At 37.6% G+C, this 17707-nt stretch carries 18 protein-coding genes and 1 riboswitch; of the genes, 11 read left to right on the top strand and 7 right to left on the bottom strand.

Features of this window, described 5'->3' with window-relative positions; all coding sequences use genetic code 11:
* Window positions 1-60 precede the first annotated feature (60 nt).
* The 3 genes from DIS06_RS16555 to DIS06_RS16545 are packed head-to-tail and all read left to right on the top strand — an operon-like array spanning window position 61 to window position 4966.
* Window positions 61-1233 (top strand): exonuclease SbcCD subunit D, encoded by a 1173-nt coding sequence (locus DIS06_RS16555; protein WP_110114343.1) that lies wholly within the window; start codon window positions 61-63, stop codon window positions 1231-1233.
* Between the two features lie 2 nt (window positions 1234-1235).
* Window positions 1236-4640 (top strand): SbcC/MukB-like Walker B domain-containing protein, encoded by a 3405-nt coding sequence (locus DIS06_RS16550; protein WP_110114342.1) that lies wholly within the window; start codon window positions 1236-1238, stop codon window positions 4638-4640.
* Between the two features lie 20 nt (window positions 4641-4660).
* The gene (locus DIS06_RS16545; protein ID WP_110114341.1) at window positions 4661-4966 is read left to right on the top strand and encodes an HNH endonuclease; all 306 of its coding nucleotides are present in this window, start codon (window positions 4661-4663) and stop codon (window positions 4964-4966) included.
* Between the two features lie 158 nt (window positions 4967-5124).
* On the opposite strand, the gene DIS06_RS16540 is transcribed toward DIS06_RS16545, so the two are convergent.
* The 6 genes from DIS06_RS16540 to DIS06_RS16515 are packed head-to-tail and all read right to left on the bottom strand — an operon-like array spanning window position 5125 to window position 7293.
* Complete coding sequence (locus DIS06_RS16540; protein WP_110114340.1) at window positions 5125-5343, bottom strand: spore germination protein; 219 nt, start codon at window positions 5341-5343, stop codon at window positions 5125-5127.
* 14 nt (window positions 5344-5357) lie between these two features.
* Window positions 5358-5813, bottom strand: coding sequence for a spore germination protein GerPE (locus DIS06_RS16535; protein ID WP_110114339.1), 456 nt, complete (start codon window positions 5811-5813; stop codon window positions 5358-5360).
* Window positions 5814-5828: 15 nt separating this feature from the next.
* Window positions 5829-6005: a spore gernimation protein GerPD gene (locus tag DIS06_RS16530; RefSeq protein ID WP_110114338.1), complete on the bottom strand. Its 177-nt coding sequence runs from the start codon at window positions 6003-6005 to the stop codon at window positions 5829-5831.
* Entirely contained in the window at window positions 6002-6727 is a 726-nt protein-coding gene (gene gerPC, locus DIS06_RS16525) for a spore germination protein GerPC (RefSeq protein WP_110114337.1), read from the bottom strand. Before gerPC ends, DIS06_RS16530 begins: the two co-directional genes overlap by 4 nt.
* A gap of 51 nt (window positions 6728-6778) precedes the next feature.
* A complete protein-coding gene (locus DIS06_RS16520) occupies window positions 6779-7075 on the bottom strand; it encodes a spore germination protein GerPB (RefSeq protein ID WP_481746877.1) in 297 nt (98 codons plus the stop codon).
* Window positions 7072-7293: a spore germination protein gene (locus tag DIS06_RS16515; protein ID WP_110114335.1), complete on the bottom strand. Its 222-nt coding sequence runs from the start codon at window positions 7291-7293 to the stop codon at window positions 7072-7074. The genes DIS06_RS16520 and DIS06_RS16515 overlap by 4 nt, the downstream gene beginning before the upstream one ends.
* A gap of 250 nt (window positions 7294-7543) precedes the next feature.
* Between DIS06_RS16515 and DIS06_RS16510 the strand changes: the two genes are divergently transcribed.
* The 4 genes from DIS06_RS16510 to DIS06_RS16500 all read left to right on the top strand — a co-directional run bounded on the left by DIS06_RS16510 (window position 7544) and on the right by DIS06_RS16500 (window position 10643).
* A complete protein-coding gene (locus tag DIS06_RS16510) occupies window positions 7544-8716 on the top strand; it encodes a DUF418 domain-containing protein (RefSeq protein ID WP_110114334.1) in 1173 nt (390 codons plus the stop codon).
* A gap of 84 nt (window positions 8717-8800) precedes the next feature.
* A riboswitch (cyclic di-GMP riboswitch) is annotated at window positions 8801-8868 on the top strand.
* Window positions 8869-8961: 93 nt separating this feature from the next.
* Window positions 8962-9123, top strand: a complete 162-nt coding sequence (locus DIS06_RS20220) for a hypothetical protein (RefSeq protein ID WP_162596004.1) — start codon at window positions 8962-8964, stop codon at window positions 9121-9123.
* Window positions 9124-9320: 197 nt separating this feature from the next.
* Window positions 9321-10223, top strand: a complete 903-nt coding sequence (locus DIS06_RS16505) for a fumarylacetoacetate hydrolase family protein (protein ID WP_110114333.1) — start codon at window positions 9321-9323, stop codon at window positions 10221-10223.
* Between the two features lie 63 nt (window positions 10224-10286).
* On the top strand, window positions 10287-10643 hold the full coding sequence (locus DIS06_RS16500) for a DUF1516 family protein (RefSeq protein ID WP_239422108.1): 357 nt from the start codon (window positions 10287-10289) through the stop codon (window positions 10641-10643).
* 25 nt (window positions 10644-10668) lie between these two features.
* Here the strand turns inward: DIS06_RS16500 and DIS06_RS16495 are convergent, their stop codons facing one another.
* A complete protein-coding gene (locus DIS06_RS16495; RefSeq protein ID WP_110114332.1) occupies window positions 10669-11229 on the bottom strand; it encodes a DUF2777 family protein in 561 nt (186 codons plus the stop codon).
* A 184-nt stretch (window positions 11230-11413) separates the two neighbouring features.
* On the opposite strand from DIS06_RS16495, the gene asnB reads away from it, so the two are divergent.
* The 4 genes from asnB (at window position 11414) to DIS06_RS16475 (ending at window position 17444) form a co-directional block, all read left to right on the top strand.
* Window positions 11414-13261: an asparagine synthase (glutamine-hydrolyzing) gene (gene asnB, locus DIS06_RS16490; protein WP_110114331.1), complete on the top strand. Its 1848-nt coding sequence runs from the start codon at window positions 11414-11416 to the stop codon at window positions 13259-13261.
* Between the two features lie 294 nt (window positions 13262-13555).
* Window positions 13556-15085 (top strand): phytoene desaturase family protein, encoded by a 1530-nt coding sequence (locus tag DIS06_RS16485; protein ID WP_110114330.1) that lies wholly within the window; start codon window positions 13556-13558, stop codon window positions 15083-15085.
* Window positions 15082-16560, top strand: coding sequence for a phytoene desaturase family protein (locus tag DIS06_RS16480; RefSeq protein ID WP_110114329.1), 1479 nt, complete (start codon window positions 15082-15084; stop codon window positions 16558-16560). Before DIS06_RS16485 ends, DIS06_RS16480 begins: the two co-directional genes overlap by 4 nt.
* Before the next feature lie 47 nt (window positions 16561-16607).
* On the top strand, window positions 16608-17444 hold the full coding sequence (locus DIS06_RS16475; RefSeq protein ID WP_110114328.1) for a phytoene/squalene synthase family protein: 837 nt from the start codon (window positions 16608-16610) through the stop codon (window positions 17442-17444).
* Window positions 17445-17707: the final 263 nt, after the last annotated feature.

Genomic DNA, 17707 nt, shown 5'->3' with positions numbered 1-17707 from the left:
GCATGAAACGGTGAGTTTTTCAGGCTGCATTTTCATTGAGAGAGGAGAATTAGAGAAACGATGAGGTTGTTACATACAGCAGATTGGCATTTAGGTCGCACGCTAGAAGGGCGTAGTCGATTAGAAGAGCAGGCTCAATTTTTAGATGAATTAGTAGAAATTGTGGAGAAAGAACAAATTGATGCAGTTTTAATGGCGGGAGATGCATTTGATACAGTTAATCCACCTGCAGCAGCAGAGCAATTATTTTATGATAGCATATCTCGTTTGTGCAATGGAGGGAAGAGACCTGTTATTGTGATTTCTGGCAATCATGATAATCCAGATCGTTTGTCGGCTGCATCGCCGTTAGCTAATCAACATGGCATCACGTTGCTAGGTTTACCAACAACGGAAGTGCAACACATTTATATTCCAAATCGCAGTCAATATTTGCGTGTAGGAGCGCTTCCTTATCCTTCAGAGTCGAGGTTAAAGGAGCTTCTTTCTGAAGAGAACGACGAAATGCACATTCGTAACTCATATGATGTTCGGGTGAGAGGAATTTTTGACAAAATGAGCGAGCAGTTTACACCGGACGCAGTCAACGTAGCGATGAGTCATCTATACGTAACAGGAGGCAGCTCAACCGATTCTGAACGCCCAATTGAAGTAGGAGGGGCTTATACGGTCGCAGCTACAAGCTTACCTATTGCAGCTCAATATGTTGCACTTGGGCATTTGCACCGTCCGCAAGACGTGAAAAGAGCTAATACACTAGCGCGTTACTCAGGATCTCCATTAGCTTATAGTTTCTCGGAGTCTAATTATACAAAGTCGGTTACGATTGTTGATGTTCAACCAGGAACAGACGCCAAAGTTTCTGAAATTCCATTAATCAGTGGAAAGCCACTTGTACGATGGAAAGCAACTGGTGGATTAGCCGAAGTCCATCGTTGGCTAGACGAAGGGAGAGACAAATCAGCATGGGTTGATTTAGAAGTTCACTTGAGCGATGCGTTATCGATTGAAGAGATTCATCGCTTACGTAAGCTTCATCAAGGGTTTATTCATATTCGTCCTGTATTTGATACAGCCCGAGAAGAGCTAGAACAACGCTCAACACGTGATATCCCTGTTGAAGAGTTATTTAAAAAGTTTTATGAGCGTCAAACAGGTGGAGGTACACCGGATGATGAATTAATCAAGCTATTCTTAACACTTGTTCAAGATGAACGTACAGAGGAGGTGTAACGATGAAGCCAATTGCATTATCAATTGCAGGTTTGCATAGCTTTCGTCAAAAGCAAACTATTGATTTTGAAACGTTATGCTCTGGTGGGGTATTCGGAATTTTTGGTCCAACAGGAAGTGGTAAGTCATCGATTTTAGATGCGATGACACTTGCTTTATATGGGAAGGTGGAGCGTGCAGCGAATAACACTCAAGGCATTTTAAATCATGCTGAAAATGAATTGAAAGTTTCTTTTACATTTGAATTGAAAAATGCTGAGAATAAGCAGCGTTATATCGTAGAGCGCACGTTTAAGCGTTCTGATGATATTCGAGTAAAATCAACGACTAGTCGTTTAATGGAAGTAGGAGAAGAAACGGTTGTTTTAGCTGACAAAACGAACGAAGTGAATCAGGCTGTTCAAGAACTTCTTGGTTTAACCATTGATGATTTTACAAGAGCGGTTGTATTGCCACAAGGTAAGTTTGCTGAATTTTTATCGTTAAAAGGAGCAGAGCGTCGTCAAATGCTTCAGAGGCTCTTTAACTTAGAGCAATATGGTGACCAATTGAATCAAAAAATTCGTTCACAACTTTATAAAGTGAAAAGTGATCTTGACCAAGTCGTAGCAGAACAAGCTGGATTGGGAGATGCCTCCAAAGAGAAGGTTGAAGAAGCTGAAGAACAATTAAGAAGTAGCATCTTATTACTAGAGAAGCGTGAAAAAGAATTAGCTGAAGTTGATAAAGTGTATGAACAGCAACGCCAACACTGGGAATGGCAACAAGAAAAAGAACAACTACAAGAAAATCTAGTTGTTCTAAAGAAAGAGGAGCAGGAAATCCAAAGAAAAGAAAAAGCTATTCAAGAAGGGGAACAAGCTGAAAAATTAAAGCCGTATTTAGAAGGGTATGAGCAAGCTGTTCAACAACTGAATACGTATAAAAAAAGAGCAACAGAGCTTGAGCAACATCTTCAACAATTAAAAGTAGAGTATCAAAAAGCGAAAGATGAATATGAAATCGCGAGACAAAATAAACGAGAGGAAGAGCCTGCGTTACTAAATAAAAAGCTAGAACTTCAACAAGCAGCGGAGTTAGAGAAGAACGTTAAACTTCTTACAACCGAAAATGAACAGTTACGGGCCAATCGAGATGTTGTTCAAACAAAGCTAGAAGAAAAGCGAGTGCAAGTAAACAACGAACAAAGTCAATATGAGAAATGGAGCACGATTCAACAACAATTTAAAGAGAAGTTGAAGGCAATCGCTGTAACTGCTACGTATCGTGATTTAGTGGATCGTGCGTATTATGATAAAAAAGCCATTGTTCAGCGAGATACCATGTTAAAAGAAGAAACGGAACGATTAGAAAAGGACAAAAAAGAGACCATTCAACTTCAAGAGTCATTGAAACAAAGTACGAAAAAGCAAGAGATGCTACAAGAGCAAGCACAACAGTCTTTTACACAAGTAGAGCGTTTGTATCATGTTGTATGTGAGCGAGAGGTAGAGTTCGATTACGTGTTTGCGACATGTGAAGCATTGTTGAAACAGGTAAAAAAAGAAGCAGATGATGAAAGAGCGAAGCAGTTAGCCATGCAATTAGCGAAACAGCTTCACGATGGAGAAGCATGCCCAGTTTGTGGATCACTTAGTCATCCAAATCCAATTCACCAAGGTCACCTTCACGAGCAAGAAAGCAAAACGGTCCAAATTAATCAGCTTGAGAATCTGACGAAAGAATTACGTGAGCAAAAATACCGGTATGCATCGTTAAAAGAAAATCTTGAACGAATTGCACATGAAATCAATAACAGTCTTGCTCGAAAAGTGGACATTCTCTATGAAACGCATAAAGTGGTAGAGCCTTTAGAGGAAATCGTAAGTGTAGAAGGATTATCACGTTACGTACAGCGCCTTACAGTAGAGTTAAAATCTCTTCATCAAGATTACATTGAAGTAAGTGAAGCGCAAAACCGTTTGAATCATCAACGTCAACTTTCTATTCAAGAAGTAGAAAGAGTGAATGCGCAACTTAAGCAACTTGAAATAAGTATGAAAGAGAAACAACAGAGCGTGACAGATTATTCATGCGAGCTTCAAGAGCTAAACGACAAATGGAATGACAACTATGAACAAGTTGATTATGAAAAGATTGAACAGATAAAAGAGGAACTAAGCGAGAGAAGTAGGCAAGAACAAGAACTAAGACATCGTATCGAAAAAAGTGTCAAAGTTCTTGAAGATCAACATGCACTTATTCAACAAACTTCAAACGAAGTAACAGAATTTGATCGTACATTTACTGAAATCAAAACGAACTTACGCAACAAAGAAGAAGCGTTAAAAGAAAAACAAGAAGCATTAACGAAGATAATAGGGAGTAGGGGACTTTCTGCGTTAATGGATGAAACGAATCGTAAACTTGAAGAGCTAACCAACAATGAAGATGAAGCGTATAAGACGTGGCAACACACACAGGAAGCTTATCAAAAAGCTCAAAGTGAGCAACAAGCTGTTGAACAAGCTTTGCATGAATCCAACCAACGATTTGTAGAGATAGAAGCGAAGTGGAATCAATTATTATCGCGCTCTCTTTTTAAGACGATATCTGAAGTGAATGCGGCTTATGTACCTGAAGAAGAAATGCGCCATTTAAAAGCAACAATTGAACAATTTTGGGATAAAATAAAGCAAGTAGAAGCTGACATTCGTAAGCTAGAAGGTCAACTACAAAATCAATTGATTACAAACGAGCAATGGGAAGAAACGAAACAACTACGTGTAACGATACAACACGGTGTGAAAGAAGCTGGTGAAATAAAAGGTGCGGCGTCTCAAACTGTTCAAGATGTAAAGGAACGACATATTCGCTTTGTACATCTAGAAAAAGAAAAAACAAAGCACGAGCGTCTATACGAACAGTATCAAAAACTGCAATCTGTTTTTAAAGGAAATACGTTTGTTGAGTATATGGCAGAAGAGCAACTAATGACAGTGAGTAGAGATGCATCGAGTCGACTTGCTACGCTAACACGTCAGCGCTATGCAATTGAGGTGGACTCTCAAGGAGGCTTCATTATGAGAGATGATGCCAATGGTGGTGTGAAGCGACCGGTTTCTACTTTGTCAGGTGGAGAAACATTTTTAACGTCTCTTGCGCTTGCTCTATCATTATCCGCTCAAATTCAATTACGTGGCCAATATCCTCTGCAATTTTTCTTCCTAGATGAAGGGTTTGGTACACTTGACTCTGAATTGTTAGATACGGTTATTACGGCTCTTGAAAAATTACAGTCGAATAATTTGTCGATTGGAGTTATTAGTCACGTTCAAGAATTGCGAGCTCGCTTACCAAAACGTTTAATTGTTGAGCCTTCAGAACCTTCTGGTAAAGGAACAACTGTATCTGTAGAATCTTTATAAAAAGAAAGGTTATAGGTGCAATGGCTAAAAAAGACCAACGAATTGGAACTTGTGAACTATGTAAAAGAGAAGATGTGCTAACAACCGTTCACCACTTAACCCCAAAAGAAATGGGAGGAACATTTGAGCCGACAGCTAATTTGTGTATCCCTTGCCATAAACAAATTCATGCGTTATATACAAACGATGAATTGGCCATTCGTTTAAACACAATTGACGCCTTACGTAAAGATGAAAAGATGTCATCCTTTATCAAATGGGTTCGAAAACAGCCATCTTCAAAAGTACCAAAAATAAAAAAGTCGAATGCGCGAAAACGTAAATAAAAAAACTTTGTGATAAACAGGATTTCTACACCATTCCGTGTCAGCAAAGATTGATAAAATCATTGAGTACACAGGTAAGCGGTATTGCGTCATTCATTTAGAATTTAAAAAATGTCCTATGACAGTTCTCTCGTCAAGGGACATTTTTTTTATGGTGATTATGCATTGGCAACAATATTTTGATCAGCTAAGTCAGGATCAATCGCATTGGTTGCTGAGAATCCAGTGTTTGTATTGATAAAGTTCCCGGTGTTAAAGCCACCTGATCCAGCAGCTGTTTTGGACGCACTTTTCGGTGAAACGTAAAAAGTGTCACCAAATGTAACGACGCCTCCTCCAACACTTACAATTTGAACAGGTCCAACTAATGCAGGCATATGCTACCTCCTTTCTATCTGTCTCCGCCTTCTTGTGTAGCTGTAATTGAACTATTAATGGCAGGTGTATTATCATCATTGTCTAAAAATGGATTTTCGGTTGAATCTTCACCTAACAATTGACGAATATGTTTAATTCTAGATTCGGCATACACATTACACGTAGAGCCGATATGAATGAGAGAAGAGAAACCGACCCCAATAATGTCGATGCAATTAACACGTATCGTAGGTACTTCATTTCGTACATTCATTGCAATCGGTTCGATGGGTGATACAGGTATATCTTCTCTAAAGATAACATAATCATCAAAATTTCCTTCTCTTCCGAAAAAAAGTGGATATTCTCGTCGAACAGCAAGTGCTCGAGTTAATAAAATAACATTGGTTGAATCTCCTACTTGTGTAATGCTAGAAGAAGAAAGAGAGTCAATATTTATACGTTGTACAATAGATGTGCGAGTAAGCATGATTGATCACCTTTATTATTGTAGGGATAACGGTACGTATGGGCCGATAATTAACGATTCAGCGGGTGTATCAAATGTTGAAGCCAACGAAATGTATTGAGCATCTCCTATTAAAAAAAGAGAAGAGGATGAAACCCCGACAATGCTAACGTCCCCAACTAATAAATCACGGTTTACGACTGAGTAATTCATGAATAATCCCCACCTTTTTTCAATGAATCAGGTAAATAGGTTAAAAAGGCATGAATGCCTTTTTGAATATCTTCATAGAGTTTATGTTTAATTTCTTCTCGTACTGTTTCTTCGTTTTGTTGCAGTTGAACAGGATCTACTTGTTGAAAGTAAAAGCCAATTCGTTGCTCAAGCTGCTTTTTAATATCTTCAATAATAAAGTTATAGTAAGAATAATCGATGTACAAATTGCGTTCTTGTAAGATCTTCTGAATGAGCGCGTCACCGTGTTCGTGTAATTCATGTTCAATGTCTGTACGAATACTGGAAACAAACTTTGTTTGCTTACCCCGATCAAGAGGTTGGAGGCTGGGGTTTTGTCCAGGGATTTGTCCTGCATCTTGCGTTTGTGCATCGCCTTGCATTTGCCCTCCAGTTGGCATCTGAGCATCCATTGGAAAGGTCACGGTAGGTTGTTGACCATTGATAATCACATCTTCTATATTTTCAGGAGTAATAGGATTCAAACCAATATTTAATGTACCATCTAACGTGTCAATTTTCAGTTGTTCGAATTTATACTCGATTTTTTCAATTGTTGTACGAGGTGTATCTTCAAATTCTTTTAGTTTCTGTTGAAGGTCACATACGTCGTTTTCTAATTGTCGAATTCGTTCATCTTGTTGTTGAACGTAAGCGCCTAATTGCTGTACGTATTGATAAAGCTGCTGAAAATGATCCATCTCATTCACCCTCTTTCTTTATATACGTATGGGGAAATGAGAGGGATGATGTCAAGAACCATTGGGTTGTGGTGGGGTAAGTGATTGTGAGATAGGACCAGGCTGCACTCCTGTAGTCGGTAGCCCGCTTGTTGGAGAGATAGATCCAAGAATGCCCGCTTTTTCTTTTGGTGCTTCCTCAGTAAATCCTCCTGTATTAAACAAGTTCGAATTCTCTCGAATAACTCCTACACTACCAATCTGTAAAACAGATGAGTTTGAAATAGCATTTACTTTCAGACTTTGGATACAAATACTTTGATTTACGTAAAAGTTCATCAAATCAACCTCCTTACTTGGTGAGGCTATAAGTTTCCGGCGATGTTTTGGTCGTTAACGTCTTGGTCATTCGTATTCGTAGCACTTTGCTGATTAATCACACTTAGACGGTCTCCTGTATTAAATGAGCCGGCCCCTGCAAATGTTTTTGCGCTAGATACTGGAGAAATTGTGAAGACGTCACCTATGTGTAATACACTTGCTGATCCAACACTGTTTACATTAACAACTCCGACAATTGCTGGCATAGACGAACACCCTTTTTTACTTTGCTAGTAACAGCGTATGATGAAGCGAGAAAATGGTGAATGCCTATAAATGATAAATTGTTCGTAAATATTGGGTTTATTTGGATGGAGATATAGTGGAGATGATAGATGTATTTTTTACCCCTTTTCGTTATAATGTGAACCAATGCTTGTTTTGATATCAGGTAAAAATTGAATAAGTTACTAAGGGACAAGAAATGTTATTTAGTTTGTAAGGTGTGGATTTGTGATGAAGAAAGAAACGTTACAACCAATTCGTTCTAAAAATCGAATTGAAGTAATTGATTTATTACGAGGTTTTGCTTTATTAGGTATTTTGCTCGTTAATATGCCGGCTTTTTATTCAGCTGACTTGTACTACGGTGATGAAAGTATTGCGAAAACAGCTTTAGATACGTACATAAATATCGTGATTGATGTATTTGCACAAGCTAGCTTTTACCCATTATTTTCTATTTTATTTGGGTTTGGTTTTATGATGATGTTTGAGAAAGCATACAAAGAAGATGTCGCATTTACACCAATTTTTTCAAGAAGGTTAATTGCGTTATTGTTTATTGGGTGTATCCATGCGTTTTTTATTTGGTATGGAGATATTCTCATTATTTATGCGATTTGTGGCTTCCTCTTACTGATTTTTCAAGAAGCGAGAAGTCAAGTACTGTTAGCTTGGGCTTGTGTTTTATTTGCTGTTCCAACCGTTATTATGAGTGCAATCTTATTTGTTGCGACACTTCATAATCAAGAATCTGCCATCGTTGGTTTAAACCAAGAGTTAATTGAACGGTCATACGAGATATATAGCAATGGAACGATTAATGAGGTGATATCGCAGCGAGCGATGGATTGGTATTATGTTAACAATGCAAGTACGCTTCCGTTTTTAATACTGTCGATCTTTCCGATGTTTCTTTTAGGTGCTTATATAGCGAAGGATAAGTGGTTTTATCGCTCGGACGAAAGAATTATTATTCTTAAGTGGATTACCTTGATTTCATTTTTCGTATTTATTCTTTTTAAAGGATTGCCGTATCTATTTGGGCGTAATTTATTTACAGATTACGTTCAAGATCATATAGGAGGTCCGGCAGGTGCGATCTTTTATATGAGCTCCTTTTTATTGCTTTCAAAGAATGTGATAATGAAAAATCTGTTTAGGCCACTTGCTGCAGTCGGTAAGTTATCACTTAGTAATTATTTATTGCAATCACTTCTTTGTACGTTTATCTTTTATAGTTATGGACTGGGACTTTACGGTGAAATCACAGTAGCGCAAGGTGTGGGAATTGCATTTGGCCTCTTTATTTTGCAAGTTGTAATTAGTAATATGTGGATTTCTTTATTTGAGCGTGGCCCTATCGAAAGGGTTCTTCGTTCATTCACATATTGGAGTCGAAAATAGATCGATGTATCTAGAACGCTTCTTTTAAAATTAAGAATGTGGATAGATGTTTCACTGATTAAAATCAACTATGATAAAATCAACAATTGAAAAAGGCAAAGCTATAGGGGCTAAGTTGTAAATTCACTACAAGATGCCAGCCAGTTGCTGAAATAATTAATGAGATGCATGGATAATCTAGAAGTAAACTCGTTATTTCGGCTATGAAATAACGAGTTTTTTTATAGATAAAGGAGATGATCAAGATGAAAAGAGAAAAAATAACAGTCATTGAATCAGAGCGAAGAGACTTATCAGAATATTCTTTGGTATTCATGATCATCTCAGTAGCGGGCTTAATGTCATTGATTACACTGCCGAATGAAACCATTGCGGTGTTGAAAAAAATCGTTCTCTTTTTCTTTTAGGTTTATCACCTGCCCTGTGGAGAGTGAATACTTGAATGTAAAGTCAAGTACATGCCGCTCCTTGTTAGATAGCAACCTTTCTTTCTAAACTATTTGGTAAACGATAATAAACGAACCTATAATAACAAGAAGTTTATCTGACAAAACTAACAGGATTTTAAAAGAATTTGTCGAAGGGAGAAGGAGGAGGTATGAAGATGAAATTTATAACAGCTGTCTACCAAGAGCGAGAGTTTGTAGGGGTACAATTAACACAAACAGTTATTGATTTAGAACGAGTTGAAGAGAAAGTGTTTGGTACAAGAGACATTCCTTCATCAATGATCGAGTTTATTGAACTTTATGAACGTGTGGAAGCAAAAGTGAAACGACTTGTTGAAGCGATTGACGATCAAGTGAATGTAGAAAATGGTGTGTATAAATTAGAGGATACAGTCATCGTTGCTCCGATTCCAAGGCCACGTAAAAACATTTTTTGCGTAGGGAAGAATTATGCAGATCATGCGATTGAAATGGGAAGCAAAGAAGACATACCGTCTCATATTATGTTATTTTCAAAAGCACCTACAACAGTCATTGGACATGACCAAGTAATCTTAAATCATCGTCACGTGACAAAGGAGCTTGATTATGAAGGTGAGTTAGCCGTCATTATTGGTAAAAAAGGAACGGGAATTGTAAAAGAAGATGCTTTGTCACACGTGTTTGGCTATACCATTGTGAATGATGTAACAGCTCGAGACCTACAAGCAAGGCACAAGCAATTTTTATTAGGGAAAAGCTTAGATACTTCTTGTCCGATGGGACCAGTTATTGTACATAAGTCCGCAATTAAAGATCCTCATCATTTACAAATTGAAACAAAAGTAAATGGAGAAATTCGTCAAAGAGGAAACACCGAACAATTTATCTTTTCAATTGAAGAAATTATTTCGGTGATTTCACAAGGGATGACATTAGAGCCAGGTGATATTATCGCTACAGGAACTCCTGCTGGTGTCGGAAAAGGCTTTAACCCTCCCAAATTTTTGAATCCAGGCGACGTGATTGAGGTTTCGGTTGATTCGATTGGAACATTACGTAATGCAATTGAACAGTAAGTATTTTCTTGGTTGCTTTTCACCTTTCATGGTATGATACATACTGAAAGGAGGCGATGAGACATGATGTGGGCAATACATTTACACGTAACACTTTGGACGCTATTATTAGTTTTATTTGTCGTAAACATTGGTTTACTACGTAGTGGGAAACTTAAAGGTCAAAAAATCGTTCATATGATTTTACGCCTTTTCTATATTCTCGTTTTACTGTCTGGCTTACATTTACTAGGTGCATTGTATCAATTTGCTTCGCTAAGCGCCATTTTAAAAGGAATCTTTGGTATTCTAGTCATTGGCGGTATGGAAATGGTACTTGTGCGTAGTAAAAAACGCAAGTCTACAGCCGTAGCATGGGGCTTACTAGCTGTAGCATTAGTGTTAGTATTCTATTATGGATACGTTGTATTAAGTTATTAAGAAGCTACCTGCGATGGTGGCTTTTTTATTTTTTCCAAATATTCATCACGCGCTTTCCATCGTTCATCGTGTATTCAAAGCGATCTTCGTGTTCGGCTCCTCTAGTAAATAAATGATGCACAGAGCAAATGGACTCTTCGTTATCATACACAAGGATGTTTACACCACTTATGTCTTCATGACTCGGTAGAAAAAGCAATGTGTTGTGGCAATAAATACAATCATAAAGGGAGAAATGCAAGGAGTTTAACTGTGCGGCAAATTGAGAAAATGCTTCAACTTCAAGTGATTCAAGTAATTGTTCATAAGCGTGCTGAAGTGTTTTTCTCACACGTAATAAATCTCCATCTTTCATCATGTAGGTTTCACCGTGTAATTTTAATAGATTGTCGCTCATAAAGATTGCTTTTTGCCATGTATCATGTAGATAAATCTCTAAAGATTCATTTACAATGTCGTCTACCATAGATGCTTCATCACTATCTTCCTCAAAAAATACCCATTGAGAATCGATACATTCGACAACACCTGATAAGTAAGAGCGTTCTTGTTCTTTGAAAATATCTAATTTTGAATCATATTTCATGTAAAAAACCTCCGTGTAAAAAATATTCTCATCTCTTTATTACCTAAAATAAGTACATTTATAACGCTTACATAAGTAATTTGCTATGTAATAAAAGAAAGGACAAATCAACGAGCCTGGGTTCTATGCATACAATGTGATTATTGCACCTATAGCCACGTTAAATAGAAAGGATGATAAAGATATGTGTGGAATAACAGGCTGGGCTGATTTTAATCGATCACTTTTAACTGAACAAGCAATCGTTGAAAAAATGGCTGAAACGTTAACGAAAAGAGGACCAGATGATACAAATGTTTGGACACATCAACATGTTGCCTTTGGACATAAACGACTTGTTGTCGTAGATCCAGAAGGTGGCAAGCAACCGATGCAACGAAAAAAAGAGGACCATACTTATACAATCTGTTATAACGGCGAGCTTTACAACACAGAGGATATTCGGAAAGAGTTACAAAAACGTGGATATACGTTTCAAGGGCACTCAGATACAGAAGTATTACTTACATCTTATATCGAGTGGAAAGAAGCGTGCGTGGAACATTTAAATGGTATTTTTGCATTTGCCATTTGGGATGAAAGGGCACAAAAGTTATTCGTTGTAAGAGACCGTTTAGGCGTTAAACCTCTTTTTTATCATGCTTATCGCGGTGGGATTCAGTTTGGGTCTGAATTAAAAGCACTCTTAGCTCATCCAGATGTAAAAGCAGAAGTTGGATTAGATGGCCTTGCAGAAGTATTTGGATTAGGCCCGTCTCGTTCTCCGGGACATGGGGTATTTAAAGGAATTGATGAGCTTCGACCGGCTCATGCGTTAACATTTAGCCGTGAAGGCTTGAATGTATGGCGTTATTGGAATGTTGAAAGTAAAGAACATACAGAAGCACTAGAGGAAACGACTGAACACGTTGGTTTTCTATTAAAAGACGCAATTGTACGTCAACTCGTGTCAGATGTACCTGTGTGTACATTTTTATCTGGTGGTGTTGACTCTAGTGCGATTACTGCAATTGCTGCTAATGCGTTTAAAGCGGAAGGTAAGGGGCAGCTTCATACGTATTCAATTGATTACGAAGATAACGATAAGTATTTTAAGGCAAATGAATTTCAACCAAATTCAGATGTAGCATACATTCAAATGATGTCAAAAGAGTTTGATACTCTTCACCATCGATGTGTCATTCCTACAGAAGAACTTGTTCAATATTTAACAGAGTCGGTACTTGTACGCGACCTTCCTGGTATGGCTGATATTGATTCATCTCTTTTATGGTTTTGTCGAGAAATCAAAAAAGACTTTGTTGTTGGCTTATCTGGAGAATGCGCCGATGAAATTTTCGGTGGTTATCCGTGGTTTCATCGAAAGCATGACTTAGCATCAGAAGCATTTCCTTGGATGCGTTCAGTTGATGCGCGAGTGGACTTATTACAAGACTCGTGGAGACAAAAGTTGAATTTAAAAGAGTACGTCCAAGCGCGTTATGAAGAGACAGTGAAAGAAACACCATTGCTAGATGGAGAGTCCGTAGAAGATGCACAGCGAAGAAAGCTATTTTATTTAAATATGATTTGGTTTATGACGACCTTACTTGACCGTAAAGACCGAATGAGTATGGGAGCAAGCTTAGAAGTGCGTGTACCATTTGCAGACCATCGCCTAGTTGAATATGCGTGGAACATCCCATGGTCGATGAAGACAGCAGGGAATCAAGAGAAAGGCATTTTACGCAAAGCACTTGAAGGTACACTCCCTCACGACGTTTTGTATCGTAAAAAGAGTCCTTATCCTAAAACACATAATCCAGCTTACACAAAGTCGGTGACAGTTTGGTTAGAGAGTCTACTAGCAGATCGTACTTCCCCGTTACATGAATTTTTTGACGAGCAAAAGCTAGCAAACATTGTAAAGTCTGGAGGTGAAGACTTTAAAGTCCCTTGGTTTGGACAGTTAATGACAGGTCCACAACTGTTAGCCCATTTAGCTCAAATTCACGTCTGGTTTAAAGAGTATGGTATTCAAATAAGAGAATAACTTTCAAAAAAGGGTGATTGAAGCGTTTATAAATCACCCTTTTTGTATGCCATCGCATAATGATCTAAACTCTTTTTCTTTTCGATTTGATTAATGAGAGTATAAAAAGAAGGGGCGTATAAAATAAGGTTTAGGTAGTTAAGGATATATCTGTCATGTTTGTACATAAAGTAATAGTAAGAATGTCCATATTTGATTAATAAATAACAGAAAGCTATTTTTTTATTGTCATTTTTTCATAAGATTTGTATAATGTTTGTATAATATTTGTATAACTTTATTAGGAGGAATATCATGCGCAAGCGTGTGACTGTAATTGGAGCAGGTCCAGGAGGATTAGCGGCTGCAATGTTGTTAGCTAGCCACGGTTATGAAATAGATGTATACGAAAAGCAATCGTATGTTGGAGGAAGAAACTCTGCAATTAAAATGGATGGATATACGTTTGATATGGGGCCAACATTTTTAAGTATGCCGCACATTGTAGAAGAGATGTTTGAAGCGTCAGGAAGAAATGCGCATGATTACCTTGACTTAAAAAGGTTACACATGATGTATGAACTTGTGTTTAATGATAAAAATGTCCGCATGTCAGATAATACAGTGAAGATGAAGGTTGAAATTGAGAAGCACTTTCCAGGTAACGGAGAAGGATATGATCGATTTATGAATGAGACCGCTGTGAAAATGGATGCTTTGACACCGTTATTACAAAGTCAAATGGATCGTTTTCATCACTACTTAAGTCCATCTGTTTTTCGAGCATTGCCTCATTTATCACTCGGTAAAAGTTTATATGACGTATTGAGTACTTATTTTTCAGCAGAACAATTAAAGCTTGCGTTTACCTTTCAATCAAAATATTTAGGAATGTCTCCTTGGGAATGTCCAGGCGCCTTTTCTATCTTATCTTACATGGAGCACGCGTATGGCATTTATCACCCGATTGGTGGAGTAAATCAGCTTTCTGAGGCGATGGCAAAAGTGGTCAAAGAATACGGAGGGCGCATTCATGTCAATTGTGGTGTGAAAAAGTTATGGATTGAAGGTCGACAAGTAAAAGGAGTCATACTTGAAGATGGAAAGAAAGTACCATCAGATGATGTTGTAATTAACGGAGATTTTGCTCATGCGATGACACATTTAGTGGATGAGGGCATTCTAAAAAAATACGAAAAAAAGAAACTAGAAAACAAAAAGTATTCTTGTTCTACTTTTATGATTTATTTAGGGGTAAACAAAAAGTACGATTTACCTCATCATACCATTATCTTTGCTGATGATTATAAGAAAAACGTAGAAGAGATTACTAAAACGTTAACGTTACCAAATGACCCTTCTATTTATATTCAAAATGCAAGTGTCACAGATCCGACGCTAGCGCCAGAGGGGAAATCTGCTCTCTACATTTTAGCTCCTGTACCGAATAATTTTAGCGGAATTGAGTGGGATGAGATAAAGGGTCAGTTTAGAGATCTTGTGTTAAAAACTGTACAAGAACGAACAGAATTTAAAGATATTGCAGATTATATTGAAGTGGAACAGATTCTTTCTCCAAAGGAATGGGAAGAAGATGTGTACGTATATAAAGGAGCGACATTTAATTTAGGGCATCAACTTTCTCAAATGATGGTTCTTCGTCCACACAATCGTTTTGAAGAGTTAGATGATTGTTGGCTTGTAGGGGGGGGAACACATCCAGGAAGTGGTTTACCTACTATCTTGGAATCGGCAAGAATTACAACGAAGGCCATGTTAAAACGAGATGCAAAACCATTTAATCAACCAATGCAAACGACAAACCAATTGGAGCGAGTGCTATGAAAGTAGCTATTGTCGGAGGAGGAATTGGAGGATTAGTTACAGCTTTATTGTTAACAAAGAAAGGCATAGAAGTGGAGATTTTTGAAAAAGAAGATAAATTAGGTGGGCGTCTTGCATTTACAGAGCATGATACGTATCGCATTGATGAAGGTCCAACCATTGTATTACTCCCTCACATGCTAAAGGAAATTTTAGAGGAAGCGGGAATTTCATCTTCTCGCTATGAACTAATAAAGTGTGATCCTTTGTACACGATTAACTATTTAGATGGTACAACATATACAAAGCATGCATCTTTAGAAAAACAAATAGAAGAAATTCGAAGAGTTTTTCCAGGGGAGGAAAACCATTTTGCTCAATTTATGACAGAGATGAAAGAGAAGTTTGCTTTAGGCCATCGAGCTTTCTTGCAAAAAACGTTTGCGAAAAAGCGAGATTTTTGGACGTGGAACAATTTAAAAATATTAAGTAAGCTAAACGCTCATCAATCGGTCCATAAATATGTATCTTCTCATTTTAAAGATGAGCGTTTGCAACAAGCATATTCACTACAATCTCTTTATATTGGTGGGAATCCTTACACATCACCAGCTATTTATTCACTTGTGCCTTATAGTGAACATGAACATGGCATTTATTATGTGAAGGGTGGTTATGCAAGTTTAGTGGAGGTTATTCAAGAAGAGTTAGAAAAACGTCAAGTAAAGATTCATCTTAATTTTAAAGTAGAGGAAGTTTGTTTTGATGGTCAGGTAGCAACGGGACTAATTGCAAATGGAAAAGTATATTCGGCGAACAGCGTTGTATTAAATGGTGACTTCCCTCTTATGTCAAAGTTGACAAAACAAAAAGAGAAAACGTATACACCATCGTCTAGTTGTTTATTATTCTATTTTGGTTTAAAGAGACGTTATACTCATGGAAATGTTCATCAGTTCTTTATGGGTAGCTCTTTCACTAAACACATGGATGAAGTGTTTAAAACAAAAGAATTACCAACAGACCCAGCATTTTATACATTTTATCCGTCGTTGTTGGATGATACGCTTGCACCAAAAGGCAAGAGTGTTCTTTATACACTCGTTCCAGTTCCGTCCGGTGACCATATTGACTGGAAACAGCAAGGTGAATTTATTGAACGGATGATTGATCAAATTGAACAACGTGCATTTCCTGGTCTTCGAGAAGAAATTGAGTGGATGAAAGTTCGTACCCCTAAAGATGCACGTGATTTTGGATTGTATGAAGGAGGAAGTTTTGGGATTGCCCCCGAACTTTTTCAATCAGGTGTGTTTCGTCCTCAATATCGTCCATATGACTATGAAAATGTCTTTGCTGTTGGAGCTTCCATTCATCCAGGCGGTGGTGTTCCAATCGTTATGCAAGGAGCGAAGCTATTAGCTAATCACCTCATTGAAGAAGCAGCGAAGCAGGTAGAACAAGAACAGTTATCATTAGATGGCGTTATTTTATAAAGTAAGTTCAATAGAAAATAATAAGATAAAAGGAGGGAAAATAATAGATGGCTAATTTGTTAGATGATGCTTATAAGTATTGCGAACAGATTATTGCAGCCAATTCAAAAACATTTTACAAAGCATTTTCGATGTTGCCAGCTGAGAAACGAAAAGCAGTATGGGCGGTCTACGCATTTTGCCGAAAAGTGGACGATATCGTGGATGAAGGAGTAAATCCTCTTGTAGAGCTAGAAGAATTTGAGTGTCAATTTACAGATTTCAAAAAGCAAGCAGTCCATTTGGAAGAGCCGATGTGGATCGCGTTACACGATGTGTTTTCTCGGTTTGAGATGAACGTAAAAGCGTTTGATGACATGATTAAAGGTCAAAGAATGGATTTAACGAAAAAAGAATATGAAACATTGCATGAGGTAAAATATTATTCTTATCATGTAGCGAGTACAGTAGGATTGATGTTATTGCCAATCTTAGCTCCTGAGAATCATAAAATGTTAGAAGAAGATGCTATTGCTCTTGGTATTGCGATGCAATTAACGAACATTTTAAGAGATATTGGAGAAGATTTGCAGAGGGAGCGTATTTACGTTCCGGAAGAATTAATGAATCAATACGGATATACAAAAGAGATGATGAAAGAAAAAGTGATCAATGATTCGTTTATTCACTTGTGGGAACATATGGCGCAAGAAGCAGAATTGCTATATGAGAAAGGGTTAAGTACGCTTCATCATTATCCTTTTTCGTCACGTATGCCTCTTAAAGGAGCGGCTTATTTATACCGTGCTATTCTAGATACAATTCGAAAAGAACAGTATCAAGTGTTTGAGACAAAGCATTATGTAACAAGTGAGCAAAAGAAACAAATTATTTCATCGATCTAGAAATTAGGGCCTAACGGAAGTGGTGTTAGGCCCTAATTTCTAGACCTAAGCGTATGACGCCCCCCTTGCGGGGTTGACGTCATACGCATTAGGTGGATTCTTTGAGGGGGAGTACAAGGGGTCTGGTTGCTTGTTTGTGGGGTTATCTTAATAGTTATCAAGCTTTGTTTCTTTGTAAATAGTTTCTAAATAAAAAAGCACTGCATTGAACTGCACCCCAATTGTTAGACACTGGTCTAACAATTGGAGGTGCAGTTTTTTAT

The sequence above is a fragment of the Bacillus sp. CGMCC 1.16541 genome, assembly GCF_003184905.1.
Lineage (GTDB): Bacteria > Bacillota > Bacilli > Bacillales > Bacillaceae_H > Priestia.
This window is presented reverse-complemented; position numbering and strand designations above follow the sequence as displayed.